This is a genomic window from Niallia endozanthoxylica (assembly GCF_008710145.1).
GTDB classification, from domain to species: Bacteria; Bacillota; Bacilli; order Bacillales; family Cytobacillaceae; genus Bacillus_BD; species Bacillus_BD endozanthoxylica.
On record NZ_VYKL01000004.1, the window covers coordinates 71,953 to 91,718 of the forward strand.

The following is a 19,766-nucleotide window of genomic DNA, read 5'->3' on the forward strand; positions in this document are numbered from 1 at the left end:
TATGATTAAGTCGGAATAGAAGGAAAAAGTAAAAAGCCTTCTCTAATTTTGTAAGAGAAGGCTTTAATGTATCTATGAATGTAGTCTTTATCATTAAGCAATAGGAGCTTTATAGACATGAGATAATGAATCATTCTTGAAGGTTTTAATATATTGCTTCCGACTTTGTCAAAGGGACAGTGGAATGAATTTCACGATCTTCATAAGTTGGACTTTCGTTATCTTCGAGTATTTGAATCTTTGTGACTTCAACATATTTAATATGGTGCTCTTCCATATCAATAATCTTAAAGGAATAGGAATCAAAGTTAATGACATCACCCTGTTTGGCCTCATAGTTTTCAGTTAAGATCCAACCGCCAATTGTATCAATATCTTCATCATTAATATCAACTCCAAGCAAGTCATTTACTTCACTAACAAGTACTTTAGAATCAATGATAAAATGATCGTCTTCAAGCTTCCTTATTTCTGGAATCTCATCTGTATCAAATTCATCACGAATTTCTCCAACAATTTCTTCTATAATATCTTCAACCGTAACTAAACCAGATGTCCCGCCGTATTCATCCATTAAGATGGCCATATGAATTCGTTCTTTTTGCATTTTTACAAGTAAATCGTGAATAGGTGCTGTTTCAATTACTTTAATTATTGGTCGGATATATGTTTCAAGTGTTTTTGTATTTAGATTATTAAATTCTAAAATATCTGTCATAAGCTCTTTTAGATTAATCATTCCAATTATGTGATCTTTGTCGCCATCCATAATTGGATATCGTGTGAACTTTTCGACGTGAATAATGGAAAGAAACTCCTCTAAAGTTTGATTTTTTGATAAAGAAACAATTTCGGTTCTGGGAACCATAATTTCTTTTGCAATCCGATCATCGAATTCAAATATTTTATTTACATATTTAAACTCAGATTGGTTGATTTCACCATTTTTATAGCTTTCTGACAAAATAATACGCAGTTCTTCTTCTGAATGTGCTAATTCATGTTCCGATACTCGCTTTAGCCCGAAAATACCTGTGATTAAACGGGCAGATCCATTTAAAATCCAGATAAAAGGATACATCATACGATAGAACATAATAAGTGGTTTTGCAGTAATTAACGTAACCCATTCTGCTTTTTGGATGGCAACTGTTTTGGGTGCAAGCTCCCCTACCACTACATGCAAAAAGGTCATAATCGCAAAGGCCAAAGCGATTGATAGAATTGGAGTTAAAGATTCCGGAATATTCAAAAAGGATAAAAGTGGATGGAGAATATGCTCAAATGTTGGTTCTCCCAGAGCACCAATTCCAAGAGCAGTCATCGTTATCCCTAATTGGCAAGCTGATAAGTATTCATCCAAGTTTGTGATGATTTTTTTCGCTGCAATTGCATTTTTATTTCCCTCTTCAATTAACTGATCAATTCTGGAACGTCTCACTTTAACAATAGCAAATTCAGAAGTAACAAAAAATGCCGTCAAAGCAATCAAAATGGCTATAATAACCAAGTTTAATATGTCCAAATAGATTTCCTTATCCTGTAGGAAACAGGAAAGGAGTCACCTCCTGATAATTCAAAAATATGATTAACTTGTTATTCTCATCAGGGATTCAATGAGAGCTGTTCCTTCTTCATTCAACTTTTTTGACATCGGGTCTTGCTTGTATTTGCTAATAATTGGCAGTAGTACAGAAAGATCATGTTTTAGTTGTTTGATTTGGTTTGTAACAGTCTCCATTTGTTTTTCCACATCCCTGTCTTGGAGCTCGGTATGATTATTTAATTCTAATTTTCTTTTAATCTCATGAAGAGGAAGATGTATTTTTTTATATTCTTCAATTAATTTAAGATCGTTTAATGCCTCTTCAGGATAAATTCTGTAATTGCTATTCGAACGTTTTGCTTGTAATAATCCTAAGCTAGTATAATAGTCAATTGTTCTTTTTGAAACGTTTGCTAAATTTGCTAATTCTCCAATCCGATAAACTGCCCCATCATACCACCTCGGTTCATTTTTTTATCTATTAATTATAAGGTAACCCAAACTATACAGTCAAACGTTACGGTTTAAAAAGGTTTTATACAAATTATATGAAGCGAATAGAGAATTTATGAATTTTCAAAAATTGAAAAAAATAAGTTAGTATACTAAGTTATACGCAGGATTTTTGACTCATCCGTGTGAAATGAATATTTCACACGCCTTTCAGCTATGCTGAAAGGTAGCTGTATAATCATGAAAAGGCAGGAGAAAACGTGTTTTCTCCTGCCTTTTCATGATTATACAGCTTTAGATGAGTCAAAAATCAACTTTATTAGAAAACAACATCTACAATATGTTTAAAACCTCTAAGGCGTATTTCTTATTAAATATAGCAGAAAATCTCATTGTATTTTATTCGAATATTCAGTAAAATTTAATTGAGCATGATGATTAAGGAGGGGCGAAGATTGGGAGTACCGGAAACAGGGAAGTCAAACCATTTTGTCGAGGAGAAAACTGGACAAAATATGGTAAATGGGAAGTCGAATTTCATTGTTAAACTTTCTTTAGACGGTACCATTACTTACATAAGCAAAAATGTATACATGGTGCTGGGATACAATTCTCGGGAGTTAATCGGAACCCACATAAGTAAAATCATGCATCAAGAAGATTATCAAAGGGTAACAAACGAGTGGGAAAGCAGGAAAGAAGAAATCAGTAACTTGACATATCGAATGAAAAAAAAAGATGGAAAAGATTTTACTGTAGAATCTACATCTTCGCCCATCAGCCATTTTGACTCTGAAATACCTGAGGGGATTATTTGCTTTATTAAGGAAGCTGGATTAGATAAAAATGAAGCTGAAAACATCATGATTGAAAGTGAGAAGTTAAAGGTAGCCGGACAATTGGCTGCAGGAATTGCACATGAAATAAAAAATCCGCTAACAAGTATTAAAGGTTTTATTCAGTTAATGAAAGCAGAGGAAAATCCAAATAAAAAATATTTAGAAATTATGGAAGATGAAATTCACAGGCTTGATATTATTTCAAATGAACTGTTGGTTCTTGCAAAACCGCATAAACACAAAGTGAGTGTTCAAAATTTCACAAAGATAGTCACAGAGGTAATCTTTTTGTTAGAAGCAGAGGCATTGAAAAAAAGTATTCAAATAAAAAGTGTGTTTGAAGAGCAGAAACTAATGATATTATGTGATGTCCATAAAGTGAAGCAAGTGCTGATTAATATTTTGAAAAATGCTATTGAAGCAATGGATCAGGGAGTTATAACTATTCATATGGCTAAAAATGCAAATCATGCATTGGTTTCTGTAATTGATGAGGGATGCGGCATTCCTGATGAATACTTAGATCACATAGGAAAACCATTCTTTTCAACAAAAGCGACTGGAAATGGACTTGGATTGATGATATGCCAGAAAATTATTACAGAACACGGCGGAACGATTTCTGTCCAATCAACAAAAATGCAAGGTACAACATTCACCATAAAAATCCCAATTGCAAAGAATTAAAAAAGCTGCAATGCAGCTTTTTTGTTTTTTTTAGTAAGTATACTTTCGTTGTAGCCACTCATTGTACAATATCCCATAAATGATCAAATCATGATAATGATCATAAAGATATTCTCCGTCCCGTATTAATCCTTCTCTTTTGAAGCCAAGTCTTTCGGGGATTGCCCGGCTCTTCATATTAAACTCTCCGCAGCGGATTTCAGCACGATGCAGATGAAGATGGAAGAAAATATAATTGAGAACTGCATGGACTGATTTTGTCATAAGTCCCTTTCCTTCAAATCCCTGTCCTAAGTAGTAGCCAATGCTTGTTTGTTTATTATGCCAATCGATAGAATGAAGACTAATGACACCAGCGAGTTTGTTCTTGTAATGGATTCCTGCGTGGAAGCCATTGTGATCAGCAAATTGTTTCAGCCATGACGGAATGATGGAGTGGTATTGCAAGGGTGAATAAATATTATCAACCCAGGGAAGCCATTTTTTTAGATGCTCTCGATTATTATCAACGAGCTGAAATAATTGTGAACTGTCTTGAATTTGAAGCAATCGAAGTTCAATATCATGATCTACCTTTAATGTGAGCATATCCCCCAAACTCCTTTAATAACGGATTCTCCTAAAGCTGGCCTGCTTATTTAACATATTGATATGGTTCAATGTGTATTAATGATCCTGACACATGATGCTTATCTTTCAGCTGTTCTTCAATTTTTTCAGTTATTTCATGACTTTCAATAACATTTAAATGGGGGTCTACACAAATAGTTGCATCAACAAGTATTTGATTACCTTGCAACCTTGCTTTTACGGTGATTACCTTTTTGACACCGGCAGTATGGATAATGGTTTCTTCCATTCGGTACAGTAGCTTCGTATCAAAGCCATCCGTCAGGGCATGTGAAGAATCCCGAAATATTTGCCAGGCTGTTTTACAGATGATGACTCCGACAATGATTGCAGCTAGAACATCAAGGAAGCCAATCCCAATATATGTGCCTGCTATTCCGATAAAAGCGCCTATACTTACTAATGCATCAGAACGATTGTCGTATGCAACCGCTTTAATAGAGGAGCTATTAATTTTTTTGCTTAGTCTAAAGTTATATAAAGAGACTGCATACATAATGATAGCGCAAAATAAGGCTACCCACGCTGTGAGCCAGTCTGGTGTCACTGCTTGTTCACGAAAAATACTTTGTATTCCATCAATTAATACTTGTAAACCGATTGTCATCATAATAAAGGCAGCTATAAGAGAGGCGATGGACTCTGCTCGATAATGTCCGTATGTGTGGTCTTCGTCAGGCGGTTTTTGTGAAATCTTTAGTCCAATTAAGATGGCAATAGACGATATGACGTCCGTGGTGTTATTTAATCCGTCTGCAGTTAGACCTTCTGAATGTCCCATTTTTCCTATATAGAGCTTTAAAACAGCTAAAATTACATAGGTAAAAATACTAATCCATGCACCTCTTTCTGCTAATTTTAATTGGGTGTTTGCATCCATTTATAATTCCTCCAGCAATCCTCTCTTTCTAAAAGATTATCAAATAAGACATGAGTGGGTCTACACAAACATTGTAGTATCTAGGCATGTCTATTGCGTGAATTGAAAAAAGTTTCCTTATGGAAAATATATATATCCTTTTTAATATTTCGATATCTAGCGGAAGAACCATGTTTACTACTCGTACATGATAGAAAAAGAATTCCCTATGTCGATTGAATAAGTTGGATATATATAAATATAAAGTATATGGTAATATCTATTGTTTTCTAGTCTTCTATAAAAGTTCATCATTATGTTTTTGAAAGGATAATCATTCTCAATTAATCATGATAAAATAAAGGAAAAAAATACAGGTGATAAAGATGCTGGGAAAATTAAAAATTGGTGATAAAGGTAAAATAGCAGATTTATCAATGGCAGATCGTTTAGTAAGAAGAAGGCTGATGGATCTTGGTATTACTGAGGGAACAGAAGTATGTATTAAAGGTATTATGCCCTTTGGCGGACCATTAATGCTTGAATCTTACGGTCAATGCGTCGGAATTCGCAGAAGAGAAGCCTTACAGATAAAAGTGGAGAAACTATAATGGAAGTAGCTCTTTTAGGTAATCCAAATACCGGAAAAACATCGCTTTTCAACCATCTAACAGGCTCTTATGAATATGTTGGAAATTGGAGTGGTGTAACAGTTGAAAAGAAAGTTGGTGTGTTGAAAAATAAAACAGATAAATTAATTGATTTGCCAGGAATATATACGCTTGTACCGCTTTCAAAAGATGAAGGGGTCGTTACGAATTTTTTCTTGCATGATCATGTGGATCAAATTCTAAATATCCTTGATGCCTCTCAATTAAAAAGAAACCTTCAGCTAACCATGCAAATCCTTGAATACGGACAACCTGTAACGATTGGGCTAAATATGATGGATGTTGCAAAACAGCGAGGTATTCATGTAGATGTGAACCAATTATCAGCTAAACTGGGAGTGCCAATCGTCCCGATTATTGCACGTTCTGGAAAAGGCTGTAATGAATTGGCAAAAACAATTGTCACAAATCATTCAATACATCAGGAAAGAGTATTTGTTGATTATGGCAGAGAAATAGATGAGGCGGTCTTAAAACTTGAAAAAATGCTTAATGAAAGTAAAGTGCTTTCATTTAGATGGTTGACGCTTCAACTGCTTGAAGGAAATCAGGATGTAAAATCATATTTAGCTGAATTCATTAAACTAGAAGAAATAAATAAACTTGTACGCGATGTCGAGGAAAAACTAAACAAAGAATATGGCATCCATTCTGCTGATCAATTCATTTACCAACGCCGCAGTGAGTTTATTGAGGAAGTTCTGACAACTGCTATTCAAAGCTCTAATGAGAATAAAATTTATTTGACTGATAAGGTGGACCGAATTGTTACCAGTCGGATTTTGGGAGTACCAATCTTTTTGCTTATGATGTATCTAATGTTCATGCTGACATTTGATTGGCTAGGCTTCCCGTTATCAGATTTACTTGATGGATTTATCTCAGGTCCGATAACCGATGGAATTGAATCATTGCTATCTTTGATGGGTGTATCGGCATTTATTCATGATTTAATCATTGATGGAATAATAGCTGGTGTTGGCGGGGTTCTCGTGTTTGTTCCGCAAATTTTTATTTTGTTCTTTTTTATTTCCTTGCTAGAAGACTCCGGTTATATGGCAAGGGTTGCTTTTGTAATGGACAGAATTATGGAGTCAGTCGGCTTGAATGGAAAAGCATTTATACCAATGATTATCGGGTTTGGCTGTAATGTACCAGGCGTTATGGCAGCAAGAACCATTGAGACATCGAAGGAAAGACTTTTAACGATTCTCTTAACCCCGTTAATGTCATGCTCAGCGCGGCTGCCAGTGTACGCTTTGTTTGTAGGTGCCTTCTTTGTGAAAAATAGTGCATTAGTGGTGTTAGGATTATATGTACTTGGAATTATGTTAGCGTTAAGTTTGGCTTTTCTTTTCTCAAAAACGATTTTAAAAGGGGAAAATACATTATTTGTTATCGAATTGCCTCCATATCGTATGCCGCAGGGACAAACTCTATGGAGAAGTACTTGGGAAAAAGGTAAAGGCTTTATCCGTAAAGCAGGTACATTTATTTTTGCAGGTTCTGTTCTGATTTGGCTTTTATCTTATCTGGGTCCAAGCGGGTTTAATGTGGAAATGGACCAAAGCTTTTTATCATTAATTGGTGGAATATTTGCTCCGCTTTTCGTTCCAATTGGTTTTGGCACATGGCAGGCAGGGGCATCCTTATTAACTGGATTTCTTGCAAAAGAAGCGATTATTTCATCCATGAATATTATTTACTATGTTCCCGATGAGGCTTCTTTACAAGGATTGCTGGCAGCACAATTTACACCGCTTTCTGCCATTAGCTTTATGGTCTTTATTTTGCTTTATATTCCTTGTTTAGCAACAGCTGCAACCATTTATAAAGAAACTGAATCAAAGAAATGGACAGGCTTTTCAATTGGATATGCACTTATATTAGCTTATGTTATGTCGCTTTTAATTTATCAGGGTGGAAGACTGTTTGGTTTAGCATAGGAAAAGAGGCGGAATGAATGATTGCAAATATATTAATCGGTTCAGTAATATTTGGATATGCAGGTTGGGCTCTCTTACGTCATATAAAAAAATCGAAACAGGGCGAATGTGGTTCATGTAGTTCGAAATCATCCTGCTCTAGTTGTTCAAGTGAAATAAAATCAAGTTTAAAGTAAAAGCCCGGGAAATTCCGTTTTTTTGTAATGGACGATTCTCCATTACATTATCCGTTGCAAGTTTTGGCGTTAGATTAGTTTATTGGTAATAACATTGTCAAAAAAAAAGCGTAATGCAAAGCTTTTTAATTAATTTTAAAAGGGTCCCCTTCAAGGAAGGAGACCCTCAGCCATTTTATTAAATTGTTCTAAAAAGAACTGCTTCTTATCGAATACCGCCTAATTGTTGTTCAGCCATTTGAACAAGACGTTTTGTAATTTCTCCTCCGACAGATCCGTTAGCACGAGAAGTAGTGTCTGCCCCAAGGTTTACACCAAACTCACTTGCAATTTCGTATTTCATTTGATCTAAAGCTTGTTGTACTCCAGGAACTAATAATTGGTTTGAAGAATTGTTGTTTGGCATGATACGCACTCTCCTTCGGTAAATTTTTTTTGGTGGACTATTTTGGAATTGAACCAAATTGATTATTCAATCAAGCAGCCAAGCATAGTCCTAAAAATGTAAATTTTATCTCATAAATAATCATTGATTGGTTAAGCTATTGAAGTAGCTTTTTTGTTGCGGTGTGTTGCTTTGTAATGATTATTATGGTTAAAAGTTAAAAAGCTATTCGTTATTAATTAGTGGTAATTATTACCTTTTTTTATGTACCTTTTTTAATAAATATTTAGATAGCTTACACACAGATTAATGAAGTGAAATTTAAGAACGAAATAGATGCAAGCAACATCTTCGGAGGGTGAACAAAATGGGAATTTGCCCAGTATGCAATGGATTTGAAGAATTGAAAATAGCTTGTCCAACATGCGGTTCAGCGGCAACTGATAGAGGGAGAATGATGGATTTCTACGATGATTATAGCGCATATATGCCGATTGACCAAATGAAGCTAGAAGATGGATACCGTAATGATTTAGTAAAAGAACAATGTCCACATTACGTAAAGTGTGATCATTGTGGATATGAAACGGCTTATTTCATACAGGAATAGACAAAAAAGTGCCTGACACAAGCGTGCCAGGCGGACTTTTTTTGTGAATGCTATGATTTCGTTTGATACGGCGGATTTTCTTGATAAAATTCGTGTGCCTCTTCTATATTTGTTTCCTGATCAATTATGTCCACTGTTCCGCCGGAAAGACCTTCATTCACCATTCGGTCAATATCTACATATGCCTGATCTCTTCCTTCAAATTGACTATCCTTTTTAAAACCCTTTTTGTTTTTCATATGATCTGTGACCCTCCTTCGAGTAACCTATAATTAGGTTCCCCTGAATCTAATAAATGTCATACTAAAAATAAAGTGTTTTATCTTCATTCAGCATAATTCCTCCCTGCACAAATTTGGTATTCCTCTAACAAGGTTAAAATTGGTTTCATGTTGGTGATTTAATACATATTTTGGTATAGTTAGATGATGGTTAATATAAAGGAGTGAAAACATGGCTGTAAATTTACATGATAGTGCCTATGAATTAGAAAAAGCACTTAGAAGTAGCGATGAATATAAAACATTGAAGAATCTATATGATGAAGTGAATGCTGATTCAGCAGCAAATGATTTGTTTGGCAAGTTTCGTCAGATGCAGTTAGAGATGCAGCAAAAACAAATGATGGGACAGGATATTTCTCAAGAAGAGATTGCTAATGCACAAATCCTTGTTTCTGATGTACAGAAAAACGAAAAGATTTCAAAGTTGATGGACGCTGAACAGCGCATGAGTCAAATAATAACAGAATTAAACCAAATTATTATCAAACCTCTAGAAGAACTTTACGGTTCTGTTAATCAATAAGGAATAAAGAGCAGAAGATCATATTCTATGGTCTTCTTTTTTTGGCTATAGAAGGTATGGGAAGGATAGAAAATAACCTGCATGAGGACATGGATTATCGCAGATATAAGGTTGATTAGGTACTTTCGCTTTTTTTGTTTATGGTCTGGCTTAGTTCTATTCCTTTTCTTTTTTCATAATTTTAAGTAAAGGGAATTTCACCAGGAATAGGGGGCCATGAACATGATCTACCGAATGCTTGCGCTAAATATTGATGGAACACTGCTTCAGACCAACGGTAAAATTCATAAATCAACAAAAGAAGCGATTGAGTATGTCCAGCAAAAAGGTATTTATGTAACCCTTGTTACTTCACGAACCTTTGCCTCAGCCAAAAAAGTAGCGAAAGCATTAAAGCTAGATAATATTTTAATTACGCACCGAGGTGCTTATATTGCAAAAGAAATAGGAAAGCCTATTCATGCGGCTAGGATACAAGAAAATATTACCTATGATTTAGTTCGTTTACTAGAAGGATTTCCTTGTCAAATTAGGTTAGTCCATGAAAACTATTCCCTTGCAAATAAATATAAGCTCAATCATAATTTGCTTGCCAAAACAGTATTTACTACGGGTGATCCTGTTTTTTATTCGCAGCAGTTCGTTGATTCAATTGGTGATATGATTATTGATGAACCGGCAAACCCTTCAAGTATTGAAGTCTATTTTGAATATAAAGATGACCTGATTGATGTCCAGGAAGCAATCCAAAGAATGTTTACAGAAGTTGACTGTAAGGCTTTAAATGAATTGAGGCTTGATATTGTGCCAGTTAGGGTCTCAAAACTAAATGGACTATTATACTTAGCCGAACGATTAGGCATATCTAGAAACGAAATTGTTTGTATTGGTGATGATAGTGATGATATTGAAATGATTGAGGCTGCCGGTCTAGGTGTGGCAATGGGGAATGCTTCGGTTGAAGTAAAACGAGCAGCCGACTGGATCACCCGCTCGCAAAACCAACAAGGTGTTGCTTATATGGTGAAGGAACATTTCCGTAAACAGCAGCCAATTGAGTTTTTGCGGAAAATGAACATTATTAAATAACAGGGAAGTAGAAAAGCTTGGATATCCAAGCTTTTTTTGATATTTTCCGCTTCGGCGCCTAGCCCCTCGAGGTCATAAGTCCAGGTTAAAGAACAACCTCTTCTTGTCGGATTGGCTTATGCTTGTCGAGGCTGAACAAGGAGCTTCCGCTACTCATAGCCATTTTTCTCTTCTTGACCTTGTTATAGCGATTCTGTACACTAATAACAGTTTAATTTATTTGATAATGTAAAGGTGATTTTATTGTATATAGACATTAAAGGATTAGATGATGAACGGTTTATTCGGCCGCTTGAGTTAATAGCTAATTTATTCTATGAAGAAACAACCATAACTTTTGAAAAGGAAGAAAACTGCGATTTAAGTATTCACTTTGCGCTTGATATAAAGGAGAACTCAGTTTATGTAACTGGGAAATTGTTTGACAAAGAGGGCTTTCTGGAAAGCTCAGAATACGAGAAGGAGTTTTCCAGTTACCAGACGGAAAAAGAACGATTTAAACAAATAAAAAATGCTGTCTCTCATGCATATCTAACCATGCTGCAAAATAAGACAGGAATGATACAAAAGTGGGGAATCTTAACAGGAGTCAGACCTACTAAGCTCATGCACCGTAAAATGCAGGAAAATGTGCCTGTTGATAAGGCACATAAGCAGCTGCAGGAAGAATATTTAATAAAAGAAGAAAAAATCCAGCTGATGCAGCAAATAGTAGAGCGGCAGCTAGCGGTGGTACCGGATTTATATGAATTGAGAAATGAAGTAAGCATTTATATTGGGATTCCCTTTTGTCCGACGAAATGTGCCTATTGCACGTTTCCAGCCTATGCAATAAATGGCCGTCAAGGCTCAGTCGATTCCTTTTTAGGCGGACTTCATTATGAAATGAGAGAAATCGGAAAGTGGTTAAAGGAACATAATATTAATGTGACAACGGTTTATTTCGGCGGAGGTACACCGACAAGTATTACGGCTGAAGAAATGGATATGTTATATGAAGAAATGTATACATCCTTCCCGAATGTCAGTAAGATAAGAGAAATTACGGTTGAAGCCGGAAGGCCGGATACGATTACGGAAGAGAAGCTTGAAGTGTTGAAAAAGTGGAAAATTGACAGAATCAGTATTAATCCTCAATCATATATCCAGCAAACACTTAAAGCAATCGGCCGTCATCATACGGTTGAGGAAACTGTTGATAAATTCCATTTAGCTCGCTCAATGGGAATGAAAAATATTAATATGGATTTAATCATTGGTCTTCCGGGCGAAGGGATTGACGAATTTACACATACATTAAACGAAACAGAAAAACTAATGCCAGAATCGTTAACTGTTCATACACTTTCGTTCAAGAGAGCCTCAGAGATGACCAAAAATAAAGAAAAGTATAAGGTGGCAGACCGCGGAGAAATCAGTAAGATGATGGAGCTTGCGGAAGATTGGACAAAAGCACATTCGTACCATCCATACTATTTATATAGACAGAAAAATATATTAGGGAACTTGGAAAATGTTGGTTACAGTCTAAAAGGACAAGAAAGCATATACAATATTATGATTATGGAGGAGCAGCAATCCATTATCGGTCTTGGTTGTGGTGCTTCAAGTAAATTGGTTGATCCTAAGACAGGGAAAATTACCCGATTCGCGAACCCAAAAGATCCAAAAACCTATAACGAAAACTTTCAGACCTATACAGATGAAAAGATAAAAATGCTTTCTGATCTTTTCCAAGTAAAAACAACCTCTGCTAATTAAAGCAAAGGTTGTTTTTTTATGAATATCAAACTTGATAGTGCTCCAGCGCTTAGCGCCTAGTGGACTTCACACTTCCCCCGCAACGATTGCCTCAACATCGAATCACGCTAGCGCGTTCTTCGTGTTTCCTTTATCTCGGTCCGGAAGTAAGAGGAACATCGACTAAAAACCGCCACGTCCTGTGGCGAACATCGATGTCAGTACATCCTGTGCAGGTCAGTCCATACGTCGCTGAGTAAGGCGCTTCCGCTTTTCTTTTATGAATGAAATAAAATTAACTTTCCGCTCGATGAAGTACAGCGGTGTGTTTTATCATGTAAATTTTTTTCTTTCAGTAAATATTCTGCCTGTAATTTTGCTTTTACATCATCTTCAGCTTCAAAGGTTTCATCAAGAAGTTTTTCACCTGCAGCGGAGAATGCTGTTAATTTATACATCTTCATGAAAATTCACCCCTTGCCTTAATATTCCAACAATTAAATTTTCCCATATTGTGCAGTGAAAGGCAAATTCATCTATTTGGCCAATACCCCTTGGAATGAAACTTTTATTCACTATAATCGTAGTAAAAAGAGACAAAGGAGGGGAACCAGATGGTATTACAGATACATAATGTTACGAAGAGATTTGGAAATTATACCGCTGTAGATCAATTATCGTTAACGATTCCTGAAAAAGAAATGTTTGGTTTTCTTGGGGCAAATGGTGCTGGGAAAACGACGACCTTTAGGATGATACTTGGTATCTTAAAACCGAGCAGTGGGACAATCACATGGGATGGAAAGAGCATTGACTATTCCACAAGCTCTATCATCGGTTATTTGCCTGAGGAAAGAGGATTATATCCGAAGCTGAAAGTACGTGATCAGATGGTCTATTTGGCAAGGCTGCGAGGCATGGCCAAAAAGGATGCATTGAGGGAATTAGATTATTGGCTTTCCCGTTTTAAAGTTCCTGAGTATGCAGATAAGAAGGTAGAAGAACTTTCAAAGGGGAATCAGCAAAAAATCCAGTTTATCGCTTCGGTGATTCATAAACCTAAATTATTAATTTTAGATGAACCTTTTAGCGGTTTAGACCCTGTCAATGTTGAGCAACTAAAAGAAGCGGTTCTTGAATTAAAGAACAATGGAACGACAATTGTTTTTTCAAGTCATCGAATGGAACATGTAGAGGAAATGTGCGAGCATCTTTGTATTCTGCATAAAGGAAAAACCGTTGTTCAAGGTGGATTGAGGAATATCAAACGTGCTTATGGGAAAAAGAATCTAGTCATCCATGCTGATTTTAATCTTGAAGCGTTAAGGTCATTTCCAGGCGTGACTGACGCGAAGCTGACACCTGAAGGAATTTCATTGCAAATTCAGGATGAAGAAGTAACAGCCCCGCGTATATTAAATAGCATTTATGATAAAGGCTTCATTACAAAATTTGTTTTAGAAGAGCCTTCACTAAATGATATTTTTATTGAAAAGGTGGGTGCTTCCTATGAATAGATTTTGGATTATACTTTTTCATACCTATCTTAGTAAGCTGAAAACAAAGTCATTTATTGTGACTACCTTGATAACTGCACTCATCTTAATCGGTTTAACGAATATGACAAACATCATTGATTTCTTTAATAAAGGAAATGAAGAGAATCAGAAGATAGCCGTTATTGATGAAACAGGAGAATTGTTCCCATTAATTGAAGCTCAGCTTAAAACGGTCAATGAAGAGCTTGAACTAGAGGTGTATACCCAATCAGAGGGGAAGGCTGAAGCTGAAGTAGAGAAGGAGAAGTATAAAGGTCTGTTAATTCTTAAGTTAAATGAAGATCAGCTTCCAAGTGCTGTCTATAAATCTTTGAGCGTGGCAGATTATCAAATACCAGGTGATTTAGAGTTTACGCTGCAACAGATGAAGGCACAAATGGCAGCCTCCCAATTACAGTTAACTCCTGAACAGCTATCTAAATTATCGGAGCCCGTTTCATTTGAAAGAGTGGCGTTAAAGGATAATGCTAAAACACAAGAGGAATTAAGTCAGGCGCGAGGTCTTGTCTATGTCATACTATTTGTTATTTATTTTGCCGTCATCATGTATGCCAATATGATAGCCATGGAGGTAGCTACAGAGAAGTCTTCACGTGTCATGGAAATATTAATTTCAAGTGTATCTCCAATTAAGCAAATGTTTGGAAAAATCCTTGGAATTGCTTTGTTAAGCTTGACACAAATGGCTGTACTTCTAGCTGTCGGTTACTATTTTATTAAGCGTAATCTTCAATCCTTACAGGGAGGATTTTTCGAATTCCTGGGCTTTCAAAACATTCCTTTATCAACAATTATTTATGCACTAGTATTCTTTCTGCTTGGGTATTTTCTGTACGCGACACTTGCAGCCTTCCTTGGTTCACTCGTCAGCAGAATAGAAGACGTTCAGCAAATGGTTACGCCTATGACATTTATTATTGCAGCTGGTTTTATGATTGCTATGTTTGGTTTAAATAACCCGGATACGACATTTATTACAGTGACATCCTATATTCCGTTTTTTACACCAATGCTGATGTTTATGCGTGTCGGAATGCTTACGATACCAGTTTGGGAACCGATGCTTGGAATTGTTATCCTGCTTGTATCTATCATTCTTCTTGCTGTCTTTGGTGCAAAAGTGTATAAAGGAGGAGTATTAATGTATGGTAAATCGAATTCCTTTAAGGATATTAAAAAGGCTCTTCAATTAACAAAAAATGATTAATTCAAAAAAGAGATTAGCTTTCGCTAGTCTCTTTTTTGAAATTTCCCATAGAACGTGCATTCGCCTTTTGAAAATGATAAAATGAAACAAAATAGCTTTCTTAATAAAAGGCTATGTTAACGAATAATGTTGATAAGTCGGATTTTTGACTTATCCGTGAGAAATATTCATTTCTCACGCCTTTCAGCTGTGCTGAAAGGTTGCTGTATGGTTAGGAAGTGACAGGAGAAAATTCATTTTCTCCTGTCACTTCCTAACCATACAGCTTTAGATGAGTCGAAAGTCAACAATGTAAATAAATAAAGCCCAATAAAAAGAATAACGAAGTGGAGAATTGTTTTATGAAGGAGATTACTTTTATCCATGCAGCAGATTTGCATTTAGATAGTCCGATGACGGGTCTATCGCATCTGCCAAAGGATATCTTTGAACGGTTGAAAGATAGTTCGTTTGCTGCGTTAAGAAAAATCGCGGATGCAGCCATTCACTATCATGTTGACTTTGTCATACTCGCAGGAGATTTATTTGATGAACAGGATAGGAGTGTACGTGCACAAACGAGACTGCGTAAAGAAATGGAAAGGCTTAATGCCCATCAAATCCAGGTCTATGTCGTTCATGGCAACCATGATCACTTGAACGGGACATGGGTTCATTTAGATATGCCGGAGAATGTACATATTTTTGGAGGAAAGGTAGAGGTAAAAGCCTTTACGAAGCCAAATGCAGTGACTCATTTATATGGATTTAGTTATGAGAAAAGGCATGTAATGGAAAATAGGATGCCTGAATATAGCAAAAAGGATGGGGCTGACTTCCATATCGGGATTTTGCACGGACATCATGAAGGAGCCAGTAATCACAGGGCGTATGCACCCTTTCGTTTAAAGGAATTAATGGAGAAAAACTTTGACTATTGGGCATTAGGTCATATACATAAAAGAGCCATATTACATGAGAATCCTTATGTCATTTATCCTGGAAACATACAAGGTCGAAACAAGAAAGAAACAGGTAAAAAGGGGTGTTATCTGGTTACAATGAATCAGCTAGAGACAAAGCTTGAATTCATTGATACAGCATCTATTCAATGGGAGCAGCTGTTGCTAAATGGACAGGAAGTTAATCAATTTCAAGAACTGTACGTTCTTTGTCAACGAGCAATCGAAGAAAAGCGCCTGCCCGGGAAAGGTGTACTATTATCCATTGCTTTACAAAATATTCAGCTAGATGAGAAAGAACTAACAAGTGTGCGTAATGGAGAGCTCCTGCAAGCATTGCAAGAGGATGAAAGGGAAGAGGATTCTTTTGTATGGCCGATAAAGCTAGAGGTCGAGCAGTCGTTTACATGGGACAGAAGTCAGCTTGAAAAGGAATCTGAATTTTATGCTGAATTGTTTAGGGTATCAGATGATATGGAAAATATAACAGGAAGCATCTCTCAGTTATTTGAACATCCTACAGCTGGAAAATTCTTACCGCCTCTTTCTGAAAAAGAAAAACAGGAACTTAAAAATCAAGCACTCCATACACTAGTAAGTTTGTTGCATAAGAATTAAGGAGGTGAACCCTTTTGAAAATTATGGAGATATACATATATGGATATGGGAAATTTGAAAATCGAAAATTTACCAACATCCAAGACCAGCACGTATTCTTCGGTGAAAATGAAGCGGGTAAGTCTACTATTATGTCGTTTATTCATAGTATATTATTCGGGTTTCCAACAAAACAGCAATCAGAGCTTCGCTATGAACCTAAAAAAGGTGCAAAATATGGCGGACAGCTAACGGTTCTTTTTCCTGATAAAGGGACAGTAATTATTGAAAGAGTTAAAGGCAAAGCGGTTGGGGATGTTTTAGTCAGGCTGGAAAATGGGGTCATTGGCGGGGAAGAATTATTAAAAGAGCTGCTTTCATCGATAGATAAGCAGGTATTTCAAGCAATCTTTTCCTTTAACCTGCATAGTCTGCAAAATGTGCATCAAATGAAGGGAGAAGACCTTGGCCGCTTTTTATTTTCGACGGGAACGATTGGCACTGATCGTCTGCTGAAGGCAGAGAACGAGCTTGTAAAGGAATTAGAAAACCGTTTTAAGCCAAATGGAAGAAATCCGAAACTGAATAGTAAGCTGAAGGAATTGCGCGGGCTAAGAAACGATTTGCGCAGATTAGAAGAAAAGAATGAACAATATGTAAATCTGGTAGGAAAAAGGGGTTTTCTTGAAGCTAGAATCAAAGCTCTCAGATCGGAGTCTCTCCTGCTATCTGCCGAGCAAACTCGTTTAGAGGAATGGAAAAAGGTTTATCCTCTCATTCAAAAAGAAAAGCAACTGAAATATGAACTGTCTCAATATAATGAACTTGTATTCCCGGAAAAGGGACTAGAAGAGCTTGAAAGATTAAAGCAGTATCAAAAGGAGATTGAACGGAAAAGAATTACACTAAAGCAGCGTATCGAACATTTAAAGGAAGAACTTATTTCCTTACAACCCAATGCGGAGCTTATCGAAAAGGAAAATGAGCTGACGAAAGCAGTTGAAAGCTTATCGCTGTTAGAGAAATGGAAGCAGGAAAATGTTCAGCTGCAGGTTAAATTGAATAAGCTGGATGAGGACATCTTACACATGCAGAATAAAATGCATTTGCCACTTACAGACGATGAAATTCTCTCAATCAACACCAGTGTATTTATGAAAGAAAGAGCGGCGGAATTGCAAGCGAAACAAAAACGATTAGTAGACAAAAAATTGGAGCTTGATGATCACTTTCAAGAGGAAAAAAGGCAATTAGAGGAGCTAGAGGCAAAGGAGAGCTCTCTTAAAGACGAACTGCTGCCGGAACTGGAAAGAAAAAGACTACAGGAACAACTGTCTCGTTTTGATTCAAAACGAAATCTGGAGAATGAGTATGAAGAAATAAAGAATCGATTGATTCTTTTAACAGATGCTGTACAGAAATCATCTGCAAAAGTAAAAAATGAAAAGCTGCAATCTACTATCTTTGCTCTTCTATTTATAATTCTTTGTATGTGGGGCATAATCTCCGACACCTTTATTCTGATTATTGCAGGGGGTGCAGGGGCAATATTTGCCGTTTTTTCATATGTAAAAATACGCTCGACCTCAGATTCTTTATTACAGACTGAAATTCAGCAGCTTCAGAAGCAAAAACTAGAAGTAGAAATTAGTATGAAGCAGCCAAAAGAACATCTAGAGATTTTCGAACAAAAGCTTAATAGAGATACAAAGCTTAGAGAACAATTGATTCAATTAAAAATAATGCTTGAAAGGCAGCAGGAACGGTATGATCAAGTAATTGACCGATTTGAGTCATGGGAAAGAGATTCGCTCAAGCTAAACAGGGAAATCGTACTGGTCGGTGAAGAACTTCGGATTCCAAAGGCGATTGCAGCTAAATATTTATATGATGCTTTTGAGTTAATAGACGGGTTAAAGAAACTTTACCAAGAGCGTAAATTTCAAATGGCGCAATATGAATCAAATCAATCCGCTATAAAGGAATTAATGATACCGCTAGGCCATTTAATCCAACAATTCTTAACAGATGACAATCTTCCCCTGCAAGAGGCAGCACTTTTGTTGAAGAGGACATTACGGGAAGAGCTGGATAAACAGGTAAAATATAAAGAAAAAAATGAACTGCTAGAGGTTCTTCTGGATGAATATCAAGTATACCAGCTTGAATGGGATAGAATTAGCTCCGAAATTTCTGTCCTTTATACGGCTGCATCAGCTAAGGACGAACAGCATTTCAGAGAGCTTGCCGAAAAGGCAGGTGTGAAAACAAAGCTCTTAGAGGAATTGAATAACCTGCTATTTCAGTTGAAGCTGTCCTCTTATACAGAAAAAGAAGCGGAGCAGCTTTCTGAAAAACCAGTAGAACTATCCCTTCAGGAGATAGTGGATAAAAGAGAAAAAAAGGAAGGGGAATTAACTCTTTTACAAGAGGAATTAGCTGCTATCAAATATGAAATCCAAATGCTGGAGGAGGGAGGGAGCTATGCGGAACTTCTCCATCGCTTTAAACAATTAAACGCTGAATTTGAGGAAGATGCAAGAGAATGGGCGCGTTTTGCTGTGGCAAAAGAGCTTCTTCAGAGAACGGTTAATAAGTATCAACAAGAGCGTTTACCAAAAATGCTCCGTCTTGCAGAAAGCTATTTGCAGTTTTTAACGGAAGGCAGATATTATCGGATGATCCCGAAACAGGAAGGCAGCGGCTTTTTAATAGAGAGCAGAGATCATCTTCTATATGAGGCGAACGAACTCAGCCAAGCAACGACAGAACAAATATATGTATCATTGCGGCTTGCGCTAGCCCTTACTATATATGAGAAATATAAGTTTCCTATCATCATTGATGACAGCTTTGTAAACTTTGACAGTACAAGAACGAGCAAAGTAACCGAACTATTAAAACAACTAAAAGATCACCAAATCCTATTTTTTACTTGTCATGAACATTTACTTCAGTATTTTCCAGAGGCTGAAATTACTCGCTTAAATAAGCAGAATTCAGTTTCAACGAAATAATAAAAGC

19 protein-coding genes and 1 pseudogene are annotated in these 19,766 nt (G+C 36.4%); 12 read left to right on the forward strand and 8 right to left on the reverse strand.

The genetic code is table 11. From position 1 onward, the window contains the following. Positions 1-145: 145 nt before the first annotated feature. The 3 genes and pseudogenes from F4V44_RS00845 to F4V44_RS27715 all read right to left on the reverse strand — a co-directional run. Positions 146-1,525, reverse strand: coding sequence for a hemolysin family protein (locus F4V44_RS00845; RefSeq protein ID WP_150438091.1), 1,380 nt, complete (start codon positions 1,523-1,525; stop codon positions 146-148). Between the two features lie 63 nt (positions 1,526-1,588). After that, positions 1,589-1,741, reverse strand: coding sequence for a hypothetical protein (locus F4V44_RS27710; protein WP_223881742.1), 153 nt, complete (start codon positions 1,739-1,741; stop codon positions 1,589-1,591). 105 nt (positions 1,742-1,846) lie between these two features. After that, positions 1,847-1,981: pseudogene (locus F4V44_RS27715) on the reverse strand (MerR family DNA-binding transcriptional regulator); the annotation flags it as partial. Positions 1,982-2,454: 473 nt separating this feature from the next. Here F4V44_RS27715 and F4V44_RS00855 point away from each other — a divergent pair. Then, positions 2,455-3,525, forward strand: coding sequence for an ATP-binding protein (locus tag F4V44_RS00855; protein ID WP_191090508.1), 1,071 nt, complete (start codon positions 2,455-2,457; stop codon positions 3,523-3,525). A 30-nt stretch (positions 3,526-3,555) separates the two neighbouring features. On the opposite strand, the gene F4V44_RS00860 is transcribed toward F4V44_RS00855, so the two are convergent. Together F4V44_RS00860 and F4V44_RS00865 are read right to left on the reverse strand one after the other, a co-directional pair. Beyond that, the gene (locus F4V44_RS00860; protein ID WP_150438094.1) at positions 3,556-4,113 is read right to left on the reverse strand and encodes a GNAT family N-acetyltransferase; all 558 of its coding nucleotides are present in this window, start codon (positions 4,111-4,113) and stop codon (positions 3,556-3,558) included. A 46-nt stretch (positions 4,114-4,159) separates the two neighbouring features. Beyond that, complete coding sequence (locus tag F4V44_RS00865; protein ID WP_150438095.1) at positions 4,160-5,035, reverse strand: cation diffusion facilitator family transporter; 876 nt, start codon at positions 5,033-5,035, stop codon at positions 4,160-4,162. Between the two features lie 365 nt (positions 5,036-5,400). On the opposite strand from F4V44_RS00865, the gene F4V44_RS00870 reads away from it, so the two are divergent. The 3 genes from F4V44_RS00870 to F4V44_RS00880 are packed head-to-tail and all read left to right on the forward strand — an operon-like array spanning position 5,401 to position 7,807. Beyond that, on the forward strand, positions 5,401-5,625 hold the full coding sequence (locus tag F4V44_RS00870; RefSeq protein ID WP_150438096.1) for a FeoA family protein: 225 nt from the start codon (positions 5,401-5,403) through the stop codon (positions 5,623-5,625). Further along, on the forward strand, positions 5,625-7,631 hold the full coding sequence (gene feoB, locus F4V44_RS00875) for a ferrous iron transport protein B (protein WP_150438097.1): 2,007 nt from the start codon (positions 5,625-5,627) through the stop codon (positions 7,629-7,631). The genes F4V44_RS00870 and feoB overlap by 1 nt, the downstream gene beginning before the upstream one ends. Before the next feature lie 17 nt (positions 7,632-7,648). Beyond that, entirely contained in the window at positions 7,649-7,807 is a 159-nt protein-coding gene (locus F4V44_RS00880; RefSeq protein ID WP_150438098.1) for a FeoB-associated Cys-rich membrane protein, read from the forward strand. Positions 7,808-8,012: 205 nt separating this feature from the next. On the opposite strand, the gene F4V44_RS00885 is transcribed toward F4V44_RS00880, so the two are convergent. Beyond that, positions 8,013-8,213 (reverse strand): alpha/beta-type small acid-soluble spore protein, encoded by a 201-nt coding sequence (locus tag F4V44_RS00885; protein ID WP_150438099.1) that lies wholly within the window; start codon positions 8,211-8,213, stop codon positions 8,013-8,015. Between the two features lie 346 nt (positions 8,214-8,559). On the opposite strand from F4V44_RS00885, the gene F4V44_RS00890 reads away from it, so the two are divergent. Then, complete coding sequence (locus F4V44_RS00890) at positions 8,560-8,802, forward strand: hypothetical protein (protein WP_150438100.1); 243 nt, start codon at positions 8,560-8,562, stop codon at positions 8,800-8,802. A gap of 50 nt (positions 8,803-8,852) precedes the next feature. Here F4V44_RS00890 and F4V44_RS00895 read toward each other — a convergent pair whose 3' ends face one another. Next, entirely contained in the window at positions 8,853-9,041 is a 189-nt protein-coding gene (locus tag F4V44_RS00895; protein ID WP_150438101.1) for a hypothetical protein, read from the reverse strand. A 214-nt stretch (positions 9,042-9,255) separates the two neighbouring features. On the opposite strand from F4V44_RS00895, the gene F4V44_RS00900 reads away from it, so the two are divergent. From F4V44_RS00900 to F4V44_RS00910, 3 genes are all read left to right on the forward strand, one after another. Beyond that, positions 9,256-9,609: a YlbF family regulator gene (locus F4V44_RS00900; RefSeq protein ID WP_150438102.1), complete on the forward strand. Its 354-nt coding sequence runs from the start codon at positions 9,256-9,258 to the stop codon at positions 9,607-9,609. Between the two features lie 222 nt (positions 9,610-9,831). Then, positions 9,832-10,698, forward strand: a complete 867-nt coding sequence (locus F4V44_RS00905; protein ID WP_150438103.1) for a Cof-type HAD-IIB family hydrolase — start codon at positions 9,832-9,834, stop codon at positions 10,696-10,698. Between the two features lie 243 nt (positions 10,699-10,941). After that, positions 10,942-12,459 carry a coproporphyrinogen III oxidase gene (locus F4V44_RS00910; RefSeq protein ID WP_150438104.1) on the forward strand — a complete coding sequence of 506 codons (1,518 nt, stop codon included), beginning with the start codon at positions 10,942-10,944 and terminating at the stop codon, positions 12,457-12,459. Positions 12,460-12,716: 257 nt separating this feature from the next. Here F4V44_RS00910 and F4V44_RS00915 read toward each other — a convergent pair whose 3' ends face one another. Continuing rightward, on the reverse strand, positions 12,717-12,902 hold the full coding sequence (locus F4V44_RS00915; protein WP_150438105.1) for a YhzD family protein: 186 nt from the start codon (positions 12,900-12,902) through the stop codon (positions 12,717-12,719). 150 nt (positions 12,903-13,052) lie between these two features. Here F4V44_RS00915 and F4V44_RS00920 point away from each other — a divergent pair, with 150 nt between their 5' ends. The 4 genes from F4V44_RS00920 (at position 13,053) to F4V44_RS00935 (ending at position 19,759) form a co-directional block, all read left to right on the forward strand. Beyond that, entirely contained in the window at positions 13,053-13,955 is a 903-nt protein-coding gene (locus F4V44_RS00920) for an ABC transporter ATP-binding protein (RefSeq protein WP_150438106.1), read from the forward strand. Beyond that, the gene (locus tag F4V44_RS00925) at positions 13,948-15,204 is read left to right on the forward strand and encodes an ABC transporter permease (protein ID WP_150438107.1); all 1,257 of its coding nucleotides are present in this window, start codon (positions 13,948-13,950) and stop codon (positions 15,202-15,204) included. The genes F4V44_RS00920 and F4V44_RS00925 overlap by 8 nt, the downstream gene beginning before the upstream one ends. A 341-nt stretch (positions 15,205-15,545) precedes the next feature. Continuing rightward, entirely contained in the window at positions 15,546-16,763 is a 1,218-nt protein-coding gene (locus F4V44_RS00930; protein ID WP_150438108.1) for a metallophosphoesterase family protein, read from the forward strand. Between the two features lie 23 nt (positions 16,764-16,786). After that, positions 16,787-19,759 (forward strand): ATP-binding protein, encoded by a 2,973-nt coding sequence (locus tag F4V44_RS00935; protein ID WP_223881748.1) that lies wholly within the window; start codon positions 16,787-16,789, stop codon positions 19,757-19,759. The last annotated feature ends 7 nt before the right edge of the window (positions 19,760-19,766 follow it).